Source organism: Pseudidiomarina sp. WS423, from assembly GCF_050750165.1.
Lineage (GTDB): Bacteria > Pseudomonadota > Gammaproteobacteria > Enterobacterales > Alteromonadaceae > Pseudidiomarina > Pseudidiomarina fusca.
Genome location: NZ_JBOJLN010000001.1, coordinates 401655 through 416182, shown reverse-complemented (window position 1 = coordinate 416182; position 14528 = coordinate 401655). Strand labels below are relative to the sequence as shown.

Genomic DNA, 14528 nt, shown 5'->3' with positions numbered 1-14528 from the left:
AACAGCGATGCAAGATGGCGTAATGCAAGCCTGGCTAGAATCCTCCCACCTAGCCGGTGGTAACATGGCGTATGTCGAAGAGTTGTTTGAGTTATATCTCGACGACCCGACGTCGGTGGGTGACGAGTGGCGCACTTTCTTTGATCAGCTGCCGCGTGAAGGCAGTGCTCAAGATACTAAGCACAGTACCATTCGTGACCAATTTCGTACCCTTGCCAAGAATAAATTGAAGCAAGCAGGCACTGCTGCCGCAGGGGCTCCTGATCAGAAGCAAGTGAAGGTCTTGCAGCTGATTAATGCGTATCGTTTTCGTGGCCATCAGCACGCCAACCTAGACCCGCTTGATTTGTGGAAACAAGAGCCGGTTGCGGACTTGTCGTTAGAGCACCACGAGCTTAGCAAAGACGATTTTGACAAAGAATTTAATGTAGGTTCGCTAGCCGTTGGTCAAGAGACCATGAAGCTGGGCGAAATCTACCAAGTGTTGAACGATATTTATTGTGGCTCAGTGGGTGCTGAATACATGCATATCGTGTCAACCGAAGAAAAACGTTGGATTCAGCAACGTCTAGAAGGCGTGCGTGGCCGTCCTAAATTTGAGCAACAGCAGCAACGTAAACTGTTACAAGAGTTAACTGCGGCTGATGGCCTGGAAAAATACTTAGGCTCAAAATTCCCAGGCGCAAAACGCTTCTCGTTAGAGGGTGGCGATGCTCTGGTACCTATGCTTAAAGAGTTGATTCATCGCAGTGGCGAGCACGGTGGCAAAGAAGTTGTTATCGGTATGGCGCACCGCGGTCGTTTAAACGTGCTGGTGAACGTCTTAGGTAAAAAGCCCCAAGATCTATTTGATGAATTTGCTGGCAAGCATGCCATCAGCAAAGGCTCTGGTGACGTGAAATACCATTCAGGCTTTTCGTCAGACTTTGCTACTAAAGGCGGTGATGTGCACTTAGCCTTAGCATTTAACCCATCGCATTTAGAAATCGTTAACCCGGTGGTGATGGGCTCAGTGCGGGCACGGATGGATCGGTTAGGCGATAAAGATGGTGCCAAAGTGCTACCTATTACCATCCATGGTGACTCTGCCATCGCTGGCCAAGGTATCGTGCAAGAAACCTTCAATATGTCTCAAACCCGCGCCTACCAGGTGGGTGGTTCGATTCGTATTGTGGTGAACAACCAAGTAGGTTTCACCACTTCTAAGCGTGAAGACACTCGTTCAACTCAGTATTGTACTGATATTGCGAAAATGGTGCAGGCGCCAATCTTCCACGTTAATTCAGATGACCCTGAAGCTGTGATTTTTGTGTCTCAGCTAGCGCTCGATTTCCGCAACACGTTCAAACGCGATGTGATGATCGATTTAGTTTGTTATCGCCGCCATGGCCACAATGAGGCCGATGAACCTAGTGCAACGCAACCGCTAATGTATAGCAAGGTGAAGAAGCACCCAGTGCCTCGTGCCATCTATGCTGAGCGTTTGGTCAATGCAGGAATTGTGGCAGCGGATGAAGCAGAAAGTTTGATCAATAACTACCGTGACTTACTTGATAAAGGTGAGATCGTCGTAGACGAATGGCGTGACATGAAGAGTCACTCGTCAGATTGGAAGCCATATATTGGTAACGAGTGGGATGTTGATTACGACGCAAAAATTAGTCGCGAACAGCTAACTAAGCTTGGCGAGGCGATGAGTACTGTGCCAACAGCTCACAAGCTGCATTCACGAGTTCAAAAAGTTTACGAAGAACGCGCTAAAATGGCTGCCGGCGAAAAACCAGCAGATTGGGGTTTTGCTGAAACCTTAGCTTATGCCAGCTTGGTGGACCAAGGGGTGCATATCCGTCTTACTGGGCAAGACTCAGGCCGCGGAACCTTCTTCCATCGGCATGCCGTATTGCATAACCAAAAAGACGCAAGCACCTTTATGCCGCTAAATAATATTCGTGAAGGCCAAGGCCAAATCGAAATTTATGACTCGGTATTATCAGAAGCAGCGGTGGTGGCGTTTGAATACGGTTATGCTACCGCAGAGCCCAAATCGTTGGTAATGTGGGAAGCTCAGTTTGGTGATTTCGCTAACGGCGCACAAGTAGTTATCGACCAGTTCTTAAGCTCAGGTGAACAAAAGTGGGGCCGCTTGTGTGGTTTGACTCTATTGTTACCTCATGGCTATGAAGGACAAGGGCCAGAGCATAGTTCGGCGCGGTTAGAACGTTTCTTGCAACTGTCAGCAGATCATAACTGGTCGGTGTGTGTTCCTACCACACCTGCTCAGGTGTTCCATATGATTCGTCGACAGCAGTTACGTCCCGTGCGTCGTCCATTGATCGTGATGACGCCGAAGTCGCTGTTACGGCATCCGCTAGCGGTATCTGATCTTGAGGATATGACCAGTGGCGTGTTCCAAAATGCGATTGCTGAAATCGATTCTTTAGATCCGAAAAAAGTGAAACGCGTGGTACTCTGTTCCGGTAAGGTTTACTACGACTTGTTACAAGAGCGTCGTAAACGCGAGCAAACCGATGTAGCAATTATTCGGGTTGAGCAATTGTATCCGTTCCCAGCGGAAGAAATGGCTGAAATCATGAAAGATTATCAGCATGTAAAAGATTTTGTCTGGTGTCAGGAAGAGCCTCAGAACCAAGGTGCATGGTACAGTAGCCAGCACAATTTCTGGGCCGCAATTCCGAAGGGCGCTCAGTTAACGTATGCCGGTCGTGCTGCATCTGCTGCACCAGCGGTAGGCTATTTGTCTGAGCACAATAAACAGCAGCAACAATTAGTCGATGACGCGCTAACCATTAAATAGGTGATAATTGACCATGGCTATAGATATTAAAGTTCCACAATTACCAGAATCAGTTGCTGATGCAACTGTTGCTACTTGGCATGTTAAGCCAGGTGACAAAGTTTCACGTGACCAAAACCTTGTCGACATCGAAACCGACAAAGTGGTGTTAGAAGTCGTAGCAACGGATGACGGCGTGATGGGTGACATCATTGCTGAAGAAGGCACCACTGTAGGTGCTGACGAGGTTATCGGTAAGCTAGAAAAAGCTGATGGCAGCGCCGCTAAAGCAGAAAGTAAAGACGACAGCAAAGCTGATAAAGCTGAAGCTAAGGCCGACCAGCCAGCTGCTAAACAAGCATCAGGTTCTGGTGAAAAGCTAGAAGTTAAAGTTCCTCAGTTGCCAGAGTCAGTTGCTGATGCGACCATCGCTACTTGGCACGTTAAGGCTGGTGATGCAGTAACTCGAGACCAAAACTTAGTGGATATCGAGACCGACAAAGTGGTGCTAGAAGTAGTAGCTCCTGCTGACGGGGTTCTGGCTGAAATTAAGTTTGACGAAGGTGCCACTGTAGGCGCTGATGACGTGATCGGTATTGTTGAAGCAGGCGCAAGCGCAGCTGCAGATTCAAGCAAAGCAGACGACGCTAAAGAAGAAGCGACTGACGAAGGTGATAGTGAAGTGGCTGGCCCAGCAGTACGTCGTATGCTAGCTGAAAATGGCTTGCAAGTAGCTGATGTTAAAGGCACTGGTAAAGGCGGTCGGGTCACTAAAGAAGATGTTGAAAAGCATCTGAAAGACGGCAGCAAAAAGGCTGAGCCAGCGAAAGCAGCAAGCGCCCCAGCTGCGGTAGCAACCGGTGAGCGTGAACAAAAACGTGTGCCTATGACGCGTTTGCGTAAAACCATCGCTAAGCGTTTGCTAGAAGCAAAAAATGCAACCGCCATGTTAACCACTTTCAACGAAGTTAACATGAAGCCAATCATGGACTTACGTTCAAAGTACAAAGATGAATTTGAGAAGCGCCATGATACCCGTTTAGGCTTTATGGGTTTCTATGTCAAAGCTGTTACTGAAGCGTTGAAGCGTTTCCCTGAAGTGAATGCATCGATTGATGGTGATGACATCGTTTATCACAATTATTTTGATATTAGCATCGCTGTCTCTACGCCACGTGGTCTGGTAACTCCAGTATTACGTGATACTGATAAGATGAGTATTGCTGATATTGAAAATGGCATTCGTGATCTGGCACTTAAAGGTCGTGATGGCAAACTAACCATGGAAGATATGCAAGGCGGTAATTTCACCATCACGAACGGTGGCGTATTCGGCTCATTGCTTTCAACTCCAATCTTGAACCCGCCGCAAAGCGCTATCTTGGGTATGCACAAAATCCAAGATCGTCCGATGGCGGTTGATGGTAAGGTAGAAATTCTACCTATGATGTACTTGGCGTTATCTTACGACCACCGCATCATTGATGGTAAAGAATCCGTTGGCTTCTTAGTAACCATCAAAGAATTGTTAGAAGATCCACAACGTTTATTGTTGGATATTTAACAAATAACACAGCCGCTTGATGTCAGTTACATGACAATGACACAAGCGGCTATTATTTTTCCGCACAAAACGTTAAAATGTGTGCGAAATTTTCGGGTAAGCAGCATGACGCTGCTTTTGTTGTTCAAACGAATCGGAAGATCATCATGAACTTGCATGAGTATCAGGCTAAACAACTCTTTAGAGAGTTCGGATTGCCAGTATCTGAAGGCTTTGCAGTAGACACTGCTGATGAAGCCGTAGAAGCTGCTAAAAAAATTGGTGGCGAGCGTTGGGTTGTTAAGGCGCAAGTACACGCAGGCGGCCGCGGTAAAGCGGGCGGCGTAAAATTGGTTTCTAGCTTAGACGAAGTACACGCATTTGCGAGTAACTGGTTAGGCAAAAACTTGGTGACTTATCAGACTGACGCAAACGGTCAGCCGGTCGCTAAAATTTTAGTAGAAAGCTTAACTGACATCGCCTCAGAACTTTACTTAGGTGCAGTTGTTGACCGTGCAACACGTAAAATTGTGTTCATGGCATCAACCGAAGGTGGCGTAGAAATCGAGAAAGTTGCAGAAGAAACTCCAGAGAAGATTCTTAAAGCAATCATCGACCCAACGGTTGGCGCACAGCCATACCAAGGTCGTGAACTTGGTTTCAAACTAGGCCTAAATCCAGAGCAAGTGAAGCAATTCACTAAAATCTTCTTGGGCTTAGCGAAGATGTTTGAACAGTACGATTTCGCATTGTTAGAAATCAACCCGTTAGTGATTACCGACCAAGGCAACTTGCATTGCTTAGACGGCAAAATCAACATCGATAGTAACGCCCTGTATCGTCAACCAAAAATCCGTGAAATGCACGATCCTTCACAAGAAGACGAGCGTGAAGCCCAAGCAGCTAAGTGGGAATTAAACTACGTAGCTCTAGATGGCAACATCGGCTGTATGGTGAACGGTGCTGGTTTGGCGATGGGTACGATGGACATCGTTAAACTTGCCGGCGGTCAGCCAGCAAACTTCTTGGATGTTGGTGGCGGCGCAACCAAAGAGCGCGTTACTGAAGCATTTAAAATCATCTTGTCTGACAACGCTGTTAAGGCTGTTTTAGTTAACATCTTCGGCGGTATCGTTCGTTGTGACATGATTGCTGAAGGCATCATGGGCGCAGTTGAAGAAGTTGGCGTGAAAGTACCTGTAGTAGTGCGTTTAGAAGGTAACAACGCAGAACTAGGTCGGCAGAAATTAGCAGAAAGTGGCCTCAACATCATTGCAGCAGAAAGTTTGTCTGATGCAGCTGATAAAGTGGTTGCAGCGGCAGGAGGTCAATAATGTCTATCTTGATCGATAAAAACACCAAAGTCATCTGCCAGGGTTTTACTGGCGGTCAGGGTACATTCCACTCTGAGCAAGCTATTGCCTATGGTACGCAAATGGTTGGCGGTGTAACTCCAGGTAAAGGCGGTCAAACGCACTTGGGTTTACCAGTATTCAACACGGTACGCGAAGCTGTAGAAGCAACTGGCGCAACTGCTTCAGTTATCTACGTACCAGCTCCTTTCTGTAAAGATTCAATTGTTGAAGCTGCAGATGCTGGTATCGAGCTGATTGTATGTATCACCGAAGGTATTCCAACCATCGATATGCTGTACGTTAAAGAATATTTGACGCACAAAGGCGTTCGTATGATTGGTCCAAACTGCCCAGGCGTGATCACTCCAGGCGAATGTAAGATCGGTATTATGCCAGGTCACATTCACAAGCCAGGTAAAGTAGGTATCGTATCTCGTTCAGGTACCTTAACCTATGAAGCTGTTAAGCAAACAACTGACGAAGGTTTCGGCCAATCTACTTGCGTAGGTATTGGTGGTGACCCAATCCCAGGCTCAAACTTTATCGATATCTTAGCGATGTTCGAAAAAGATCCAGCAACTGAAGCTATCGTTATGATCGGTGAGATCGGCGGTACTGCTGAAGAAGAAGCTGCAGAGTACATCAAGCATAACGTAACCAAGCCAGTAGTATCTTACATTGCTGGTGTGACTGCTCCTCCAGGTAAGCGCATGGGCCATGCTGGTGCGATTATTTCTGGTGGTAAAGGTACTGCAGACGAGAAATTCGCAGCCTTAGAAGCAGCTGGTGTTAAAACCGTGCGTAGTCTTGCCGATATCGGTAAAGCTTTGCGTGAAAAAACGGGCTGGTAAGCTCTGCTTCGGCATCCTTGCTAACTTAAATAAAAGCCGCTCTATGGAGCGGCTTTTTTGTGCGTGCAAGATCATGGCTTTATCTACAAGGTCCATAAGGGTCGTGGTAAGGTGGGGGACAAGCTTACATCTCAATCTTTTCTCAACCGTCAAACCGCAGAGTTGCTGGAGCAGACTATGGTAAACCGTCTCAAATTAGTTGTTCTTTTTGCAATAGCACTAGTAGCGTTTGCCGGAAATTCCATTCTTAATCGCTATGCATTACTTGAGCCTGCCATAGATCCTGCTTCATTTCTTGTGATCAGAATAGTGAGTGGGGCTGTGATGTTGGTGCTGTTGGTGTGGTTACGTAGCTTCTTTCATCGGCCGCAAAAACAACCCTATAGTAAGGGCAGCTGGTGGGGCGCACTTACTCTAAGTTGGTATGCTATTGCTTTTTCTTATGCCTACGTGGAGTTGCAAACAGGATTTGGTGCGTTAGTGTTATTTACCGCGGTGCAGTTAAGTATGTTAGCTATAACCCTCTATCAAGGCACGCGGCTAAGCCGCCGAGAATGGTTGGGGGTGGTCATTGCCTTTGCCGGCTTTGTGTATTTGCTGGTGCCTAGCATGCAGCTACCATCGTCACTTTTAGCTGCTATGTTGATGGCTAGTGCCGGTGTGGCGTGGGGATTCTATTCAGTGCATGGACGCGGACGAGGTTTTCCGCTCGCCAATACTGCCTTTAATTTTGTCCGCGCTATTCCTTTTGTGTTAATCGCTTTCTGGTGGCAAGCCCCTGAGCTCATCGTATCCACCGATGGGGTGATGCTGGCCATGGTTTCTGGAGCTATTACTTCAGGCGTCGGTTACGCTATCTGGTATTTGGTGCTACCCCAAATAACTGTGACGACCGCCGCTATTGGACAATTGTTAGTACCATTAATTGCTGCCCTAGGAGGGGTTTTGTTTGCTCATGAAGTACTTACCATGCATTTGCTGATTGCAGCAGTTGCAATTATAGGTGGCATCTTAGTGGTGGTGCTTAAACGTACTTAGATGTACTGAGATACACACAGCAACCCATAGACAAAAAAAAGCGACTCGCTAGAGTCGCTCAAGAGCTTAACACACAACAAATAGATACTAGAGTGAGGCTACTGCGGTTGCCGCTGCTGCCAAGGCAGTTGTTCGCGGTTCTTCACCTAGGTTAACGCCTTCAGCACGAATGATGTGAACATCAGTAATACCAACAAAAGCTAACGCTTGTTTTAAATAGCTTTCTTGATGATCCATGGCTGCTGCCTCACCTTGGCTGTAGATACCACCGCGACCTGATGCTATGTAAACGGTTTTATTGTTAAGTAAGCCAACCGGACCCTGTTCGGTATACTTAAAGGTCACGCCAGCTTTTAAAATACGATCTAACCAAGCTTTCAGCTGAGTTGGGATAGTAAAGTTGTACATAGGAGCGCCGATGACTAACACGTCGGCCGCTTGTACCTCAGCAATCAATTGCTGAGTAAGAGCGTTGTCGCCGTCTAATAATGTGCTTGCGTCTAAATGAGGCACAGGCTGCGTGACTAAGTCACGGTACACCAACTGAGTAGGCGATTGCTTCGCACTCAGGTGCGCAACTATGTCGGCGCTTAGTTTACGGCTGACAGACTGATCAATAAAAATGCCTGAATCTATGTGTAGAATATTCATAACAACCTCTTAAAATTTTGCGCTGTATGCTTGGGTATTAATTGATGATGGCTATTCTACACTGTTCCATTTATGTCGGTAGCTAGGTATATTGGAAAGCATCGTTCCATATATGGAACAGTTGAGTCGTTAAAGGAAACCTATGGCATTACCTGATCTCACTAATTATTTAATCTTTGCCAAAGTGGTCGCAGCGGGCAGCGTCAGTGCCGGAGCCCGTGATCTGAAGATGCCAAAATCGACTGTCAGTCGACGCTTAACCGAGTTAGAAGAGCAGCAGGGGGTAAGGCTGCTGCATCGAAGTACACGCGGCCTTAAGCTAACCGATGTGGGCCAGGCTTTTCTGGTGCATTGTGAAACGCTAGTGGCAGCGGCCGAAGCGGCGCAACAAGTGACGCAACTGGTGATGGATACACCGCGAGGGGATATTCATGTGAGTTCTCCCTATGCTATTAGCCAAAGCATGTTGGTGGCGTTATTACCCGAATTTATGGCCTTGTATCCTGAAGTACGGGTGAATCTGATGGTGACGAATAAGCCTGTGAACCTGATTGATGAGGGCATTGATGTAGCGCTGCGGGTGCGCTCAAGTATTGAGGATTCATCGCTGATTGCAAGACCGCTGGCCGATGCTCCCTTGACCCTTTATCGAAGCCCTACGTGCGGCGACGTTGCTGCGATAGCTAAAGAGTTACAACATCCGTTAGATTTGGTGCATTTTCCACATTTAAGTTTGCACTACACCAGCGGTCAATATCGCTATGACTTAACCTCAGATACGGGCGATAAATTAGCAGTGAGTTTCCGACCTCGGTTAATCACCGACGATATGATTGTTCTCAGAGAGGCTGCAATTGCTGGGTTGGGAATGGTGGCGCTGCCAAATTATTTGTGCCAACAGGCGGTAGCTGCCGGGCAATTAGAACGCGTGTTACCCGATTGGTCATTGCCACTAGGTATTATGCATATGGTGTACCCTTACCGCCGAGGCTTGCTGCCTGCGGTGCGGGTCTTTATAGATTTTTTGGCAGCCCGACTGCCGGTGATTGCGAAACGTTCGTTAACAAATATTGATTGAGTTTTAGCGCCGCTTCACTACAATCATTTAAACAAGCGTTTAAGTTTTATCGAAAACGCACGACTAATAACGATTTCAGAACAACACAAGGCCCAGACGATGGATTTTTCTCCGAGTGCCAAGACCCTGCAATATCGGCAGCGGTTAATTGACTTTATGCGCGAGCATATTGAACCAATAGAAGCCAATTACCACAAAGAAAATCGCCGCTTGAACCCAGATGGGCAATGGCGTGATTGGCAAGTCGCCCCGATGATTCATGAGCTTAAACAACGTGCCAAAGCAGCTGGGCTATGGAATCTATTTTTGCCCGACGCGGAACTCGGGGCAGGATTAACGACCCTCGAGTATGCGCCGTTAGCCGAGGTGATGGGGCATAGTTTAATTGCACCGGAAATTTTCAACTGCAATGCACCTGATACCGGTAACATGGAGGTGTTGTATCATTTTGGCAGTGCCGCGCAAAAGCAACAATGGCTAACGCCCTTGCTTGCCGGTGAGATTCGTTCGGTTTTTTGTATGACAGAACCGGATGTTGCCTCATCGGATGCAACTAACATGCAAACGCAAATTACTGCCGATGGTGATGATATCGTTATTCATGGGCGTAAATGGTGGTCTACTGGGTTAGGTCATCCACAGGCGAAGTTTGCCATAGTGATGGGCCTCACTAACCCGGAAGCAGCTAAACATCAGCGCCATAGTATGGTCATTGTGCCGCTTGATACCCCCGGCGTCACCGTGGAACGAATGCTCCCTGCTTTTGGTGAGTATGATGCACCGTACGGTCATGGCGAAGTGCTTTTTGATCAAGTTCGAGTACCTAAGGCAAACTTAATTAGCAACTTGGGTGACGGGTTTAAGATAGCTCAGGGGCGGTTGGGGCCAGGCCGTATTCATCATTGCATGCGCGCCTTAGGGGCCGCCGAGAAGGCCCTTCAGTTATTTATGCAGCGAGGGGCTGAACGTATTGCGTTTGGCAAGCCGCTGTTGCAGCTTGGTGGTAACTTAGAACGGGTTGCCGATATGCGGATAGCTATTGATCAAGCGCGACTGCTGACCTTTTATGCAGCATGGAAAATAGATCAAGTTGGGGCGATGAAAGCCCTTGCTGAAATATCTGCAATCAAGGTCGCGGCACCTAATGCCTTGCAGATGGTGGTAGATGAAACCATTCAATTATTTGGTGGCGCCGGCATGAGCCATGATGTGCCGCTAACTGCTTTGTTTGCCGTAGCGCGCGCCTTACGCATTGCTGATGGTCCAGATGCTGTGCATCGAGCAACCATTGCTAAAGTTGAATTAGCTAAGTATCGGGAGCGCTAAGTGCAACAAGAGCAACATGTGCAACAAGAGCAAGCATTAGAAGATAAAGCCGGTCAGGTTCGTCCCGGTGAAGAGCTACCTGAAGCTGAGCTACTAGCTTATTTACAGCAACATTTAGAGGGCCTAACTGGGCCGATGCAGGTGACCCAGTTTAGTGGTGGGGCTTCAAACTGGACTTACCGTCTAGCTTGCGCCAATGCCGATTTAATTTTGCGGCGGCCACCGGCTGGCACTAAAGCTAAATCAGCTCATGACATGGGCCGCGAGTTTCGTATTCAGCAAGCGCTGAAATCGGTTTATCCCTATGTGCCTAAAATGCGCCATTATTGTGCAGATGAAAGCATTATTGGGGCCGATTTCTATATCATGGATCGGCTGCATGGCATTATTCCACGCAAAAATATGCCGCGCAATTTAGAGTTATCCACCGCGCAAACACGCACCTTATGCCAACGTGCGTTAGACTGCCTCATAGAATTACATCAAGTTGACATTCATGCGGCCGGCTTGACGGATCTTGCTAAAGGTGAAGGCTACACAGAGCGCCAAGTGAGTGGTTGGAGTGAGCGCTATCGCCGCGCTAAAACCTGGAATGTGCCATCGGGTAAAGGCATCATGCGGTGGCTAGCTGAACACATGCCAACCACCGAAACCATTTGTATGACCCATAATGACTTCCGCTTTGATAATTTGGTGCTAGATAGCCAAGAGCCCACCAACATCATTGGGGTGTTGGATTGGGAACTGGCGACTTTGGGTAATCCATTAATGGATATTGGCAACAGCTTAGCCTATTGGATTCAAGCCGATGACGATGCTATTGCCCGTTCTACCAGGCGTCAGCCAACGCATTTGCCGGGGATGTTTACCCGTCAGCAAGTGGTTGATTACTACTGTGACAAAATGCAGTTTGATGCATCAGATTTCGCTTTTTACGAGGTGTTTGGGTTGTTTCGGTTAAGTGTGATAGCGCAACAAATCTATTATCGCTATCACCATGGTCAGACTCGTAATCCAGCTTTCAAGAATTTCTGGTTTTTGGTGAATTATTTGCATTGGCGCTGCCGCAAACGAATGAAACAAGGATAATGCATGCGTAAAACAATATTGATAACCGGCGCAAGCTCTGGATTAGGTGAGGGCATGGCCCGCGAATACGCTAAACAGGGGCGTGACCTCGCCCTATGTGCCCGCCGTACGGAACGTTTAGAGCAACTTAAAAGCGAAATAGCGCAACAGTATCCGAGCGTGAAAGTGTCCGTAAAAGCCTTGGATGTAAACGATCATGATGCAGTGTTTCAGGTGTTTAAAGAGTTTCAACAGGAATTTGGTAGCATCGATAGAGTGATCGTGAATGCAGGCATGGGCAAAGGTGCATCGCTAGGAACTGGCTATTTCTATGCCAATGTGCAAACCGCACAAACCAATTTTGTAGCTGCCTTAGCCCAATGTGAGGCGGCCTTAGAGATTTTCTATCAACAACAGCATGGCCATTTGGTGACCATTAGCTCTATTAGTGCGTTACGAGGTATGCCGCGCGCCATGACCGTTTATGCCGCTACTAAAGCTGGCTTATTGGCACTGACCGAAGGGATTCGCGCTGATTTAATTAGAACCAAATCAAAGGTTAAAGTAAGCGCTATTTTACCTGGGTTTATACGCTCTGAAATTAACGAAAAAGTTAAGAACACGCCCTTTATGGTGGATACTGAAACGGGCTGTAAGGCTTTGGTGAAGGCGATTGAGCGAGAGCCGGTACAAGCTTATGTGCCCGGCTGGCCATGGGCGTTGATTGGCTTTTTAATGAAGCGTCTGCCGTTAAAGTGGGTGATGAAGTTAGGTTAACTCGTGTTAGCCCTAAGGCAGCGGGCAGTCGTCAGTGCGCTCGCTGCTTACCGCTAGGGTGAAGGGTTGACCTTGTTCATTACGGTAAATCACAGAACTTTTTGCCAACTGTAGGTCACCACGGCTATGACTGTGATGAATGATGAGTTGGCCATGTTTAGCTAAGCTCACAGTCAGGCATTGGCCTTGCTCGGCAGTCGCGATACGTTGCCAATCGTTACTGAGTGGTTGGCGTAGCCAGACTTCAAAGCCTTGCCATTGCTCACGTTTACCGCGTTGGCACTGGTAGACTTGAATTTCAGCGGCTACGGCAGACTGGTCGTTGGCTTTGAGTGGTAACACCTGCAAGGCTTCGCAGGCGGCCGCGGTTGGCGGCTCTGGCTCAAAGACCCACCATTTGTATAACAATACCGACACAAACAGCACGGCTAAAGTGATCACTGCAGCAATAACCCATAACATCAGTCGGTTTGCAGCAGAACGTAATTTAGCCAGCATTGTTTATCCTTTTTTGCTCAATCAGTATTAACATCGCCAAATCTTGGGTGGCCATTATCCCAATCTTGTTGTGCTTGCTCAACCCGTGCAAGCTCGGTGCTGACAAAATTCCAGCGCATAAACAGATGTTGACCAAATGGCTCACCACCTAATACCAGCACTCGAGTATCTGCGGCAAGCTCTATTTCTAAATGGTCACGTTCACTGCCTAGATCCAGTAATTGATGGGCAGTAATGGGCTGGGTTAGTTCACTGTCCACCAGATATAAGCTGCCACTCACGATATAGATAGCATGTTCAAACGAGGGGTTAAGTGACAAGCTTAGCACTGTGGTACGAGGGGTGGTTAGGCTTAATGCCAGGCTTGGATGAAAACTTAGCGCAGGTGATTGCCAGCGCTGCTTCAGTAAACGGTCGTAATAGTCGCCAACAATTAGGGTGGCCGTGCATTCGCCTAGGGCAAACTGTGGCAAATCGCGATAGTGATCAAAGCGTGGGTAAGTTAGCTCATCAGCTGGGGGTAAGGCGGACCATAATTGCAGCCCATGCAAAGGCTGGGTGGGATTATCTTGCGCTATTTCGGCATGACTGATACCGCGGCCTGAGGTCATTAGATTTAACTCACCTGGGCGCAAGGCTTGTTGATAACCTAAGCTATCATAGTGCATGAGTTCGCCCGAATATAACCAAGTTATCGTCTGTAGCCCAATGTGCGGATGAGGCGGGATATTGAAATCCTGATAGGCGGGCGTTGTTAGAGGACCGAAATGGTCTAAAAAACACCAAGGACCAATCATTCTTAGCTCTGCTTGCGGCACCACCCGCTGCACTTGCAACTGAGCGGTTAATGGCTTGGTTTTGCTATGCAGGATCTTTAATACACCGCCGCCTGGATTAGAGTCACATTCTTGTAAGTGCTGATCGTTGGCGCTTCTACTCATGGGCTTTACTCGCAAAGGGTAGCTAATATCGATAGCCATCAGTATGGCATTGGCCACGACAATAGTCGAATATCCACCCAAGAGGCTTTATTCGGCATCCAAATTTAAGTAAGGTGAGGTCCTAACCTAAGGAGATAATCATGATTTATGCAATCTTGATTCTAGTCATCGGGTTTGCCGCTATGTTGAGCGGCGTATGGGAGCACAACCTGGTGACCATTATTATTGGTTTAGTCATGCAAGCAGGTGGTGCAATCGGATTTTTTATCAGTTGGCGCAAAGCCGCTAAGCAAGGACATATAAACAACAATGACAACTAGTATTGCGAAGCGAATTGCCGCATTGGCTGTAATTATAGTGGGGCTGTTGTTACTGGTGCTAGCACCAGCAGGCGATGCCACCTCAAGTTATCGGATTGTTGGCCTGTTAGTGGCTGCTGCCGGTGGCGCTTGGCTAGGGGCGCAACGACGAGATACCAGTGAGGTGACTGATGAACCTTATCAGCAGCCCGTATTGCGTTGGTATCAAGCACCGATTGTGTTGTTTCCCATTATCTTAGTGATTGTGGCAGGCTTAGTTTATTTGGCCATGTAGCTGCCGTGCCCAAG

Annotated in this window: 14 protein-coding genes; 11 read left to right on the top strand and 3 right to left on the bottom strand. The window is 47.7% G+C overall.

Annotated elements, in window-relative coordinates; translation table 11 throughout:
- Window positions 1-7 precede the first annotated feature (7 nt).
- From sucA to ACQ661_RS01960, 5 genes are all read left to right on the top strand, one after another.
- Window positions 8-2815: a 2-oxoglutarate dehydrogenase E1 component gene (gene sucA / locus ACQ661_RS01980; RefSeq protein WP_153826036.1), complete on the top strand. Its 2808-nt coding sequence runs from the start codon at window positions 8-10 to the stop codon at window positions 2813-2815.
- A gap of 13 nt (window positions 2816-2828) precedes the next feature.
- The gene (odhB, locus tag ACQ661_RS01975) at window positions 2829-4358 is read left to right on the top strand and encodes a 2-oxoglutarate dehydrogenase complex dihydrolipoyllysine-residue succinyltransferase (protein ID WP_431667447.1); all 1530 of its coding nucleotides are present in this window, start codon (window positions 2829-2831) and stop codon (window positions 4356-4358) included.
- A gap of 146 nt (window positions 4359-4504) precedes the next feature.
- Entirely contained in the window at window positions 4505-5671 is a 1167-nt protein-coding gene (gene sucC / locus ACQ661_RS01970; RefSeq protein WP_110075446.1) for an ADP-forming succinate--CoA ligase subunit beta, read from the top strand.
- Window positions 5671-6543, top strand: a complete 873-nt coding sequence (sucD, locus tag ACQ661_RS01965; RefSeq protein ID WP_110075336.1) for a succinate--CoA ligase subunit alpha — start codon at window positions 5671-5673, stop codon at window positions 6541-6543. Before sucC ends, sucD begins: the two co-directional genes overlap by 1 nt.
- A gap of 177 nt (window positions 6544-6720) precedes the next feature.
- Window positions 6721-7581: a DMT family transporter gene (locus ACQ661_RS01960; RefSeq protein WP_431667446.1), complete on the top strand. Its 861-nt coding sequence runs from the start codon at window positions 6721-6723 to the stop codon at window positions 7579-7581.
- A gap of 87 nt (window positions 7582-7668) precedes the next feature.
- Here ACQ661_RS01960 and ACQ661_RS01955 read toward each other — a convergent pair whose 3' ends face one another.
- A complete protein-coding gene (locus ACQ661_RS01955; protein WP_153826039.1) occupies window positions 7669-8232 on the bottom strand; it encodes an FMN-dependent NADH-azoreductase in 564 nt (187 codons plus the stop codon).
- Between the two features lie 142 nt (window positions 8233-8374).
- On the opposite strand from ACQ661_RS01955, the gene ACQ661_RS01950 reads away from it, so the two are divergent.
- The 4 genes from ACQ661_RS01950 (at window position 8375) to ACQ661_RS01935 (ending at window position 12481) form a co-directional block, all read left to right on the top strand.
- Complete coding sequence (locus tag ACQ661_RS01950) at window positions 8375-9310, top strand: LysR family transcriptional regulator (RefSeq protein ID WP_153826040.1); 936 nt, start codon at window positions 8375-8377, stop codon at window positions 9308-9310.
- A 99-nt stretch (window positions 9311-9409) separates the two neighbouring features.
- Entirely contained in the window at window positions 9410-10636 is a 1227-nt protein-coding gene (locus ACQ661_RS01945) for an acyl-CoA dehydrogenase family protein (RefSeq protein WP_153826041.1), read from the top strand.
- Window positions 10637-11725, top strand: a complete 1089-nt coding sequence (locus ACQ661_RS01940; protein ID WP_431667445.1) for a phosphotransferase family protein — start codon at window positions 10637-10639, stop codon at window positions 11723-11725.
- 3 nt (window positions 11726-11728) lie between these two features.
- Entirely contained in the window at window positions 11729-12481 is a 753-nt protein-coding gene (locus tag ACQ661_RS01935; RefSeq protein WP_110075332.1) for an SDR family oxidoreductase, read from the top strand.
- 12 nt (window positions 12482-12493) lie between these two features.
- Here ACQ661_RS01935 and ACQ661_RS01930 read toward each other — a convergent pair whose 3' ends face one another.
- Window positions 12494-12979, bottom strand: a complete 486-nt coding sequence (locus ACQ661_RS01930; RefSeq protein WP_431667444.1) for a hypothetical protein — start codon at window positions 12977-12979, stop codon at window positions 12494-12496.
- A gap of 17 nt (window positions 12980-12996) precedes the next feature.
- The gene (locus ACQ661_RS01925; RefSeq protein WP_162014493.1) at window positions 12997-13920 is read right to left on the bottom strand and encodes a pirin family protein; all 924 of its coding nucleotides are present in this window, start codon (window positions 13918-13920) and stop codon (window positions 12997-12999) included.
- A gap of 140 nt (window positions 13921-14060) precedes the next feature.
- Here ACQ661_RS01925 and ACQ661_RS01920 point away from each other — a divergent pair, with 140 nt between their 5' ends.
- Both ACQ661_RS01920 and ACQ661_RS01915 read left to right on the top strand, forming a co-directional pair.
- A complete protein-coding gene (locus ACQ661_RS01920) occupies window positions 14061-14240 on the top strand; it encodes a hypothetical protein (protein WP_153826043.1) in 180 nt (59 codons plus the stop codon).
- The gene (locus ACQ661_RS01915) at window positions 14230-14514 is read left to right on the top strand and encodes a hypothetical protein (RefSeq protein ID WP_153826044.1); all 285 of its coding nucleotides are present in this window, start codon (window positions 14230-14232) and stop codon (window positions 14512-14514) included. The genes ACQ661_RS01920 and ACQ661_RS01915 overlap by 11 nt, the downstream gene beginning before the upstream one ends.
- The last annotated feature ends 14 nt before the right edge of the window (window positions 14515-14528 follow it).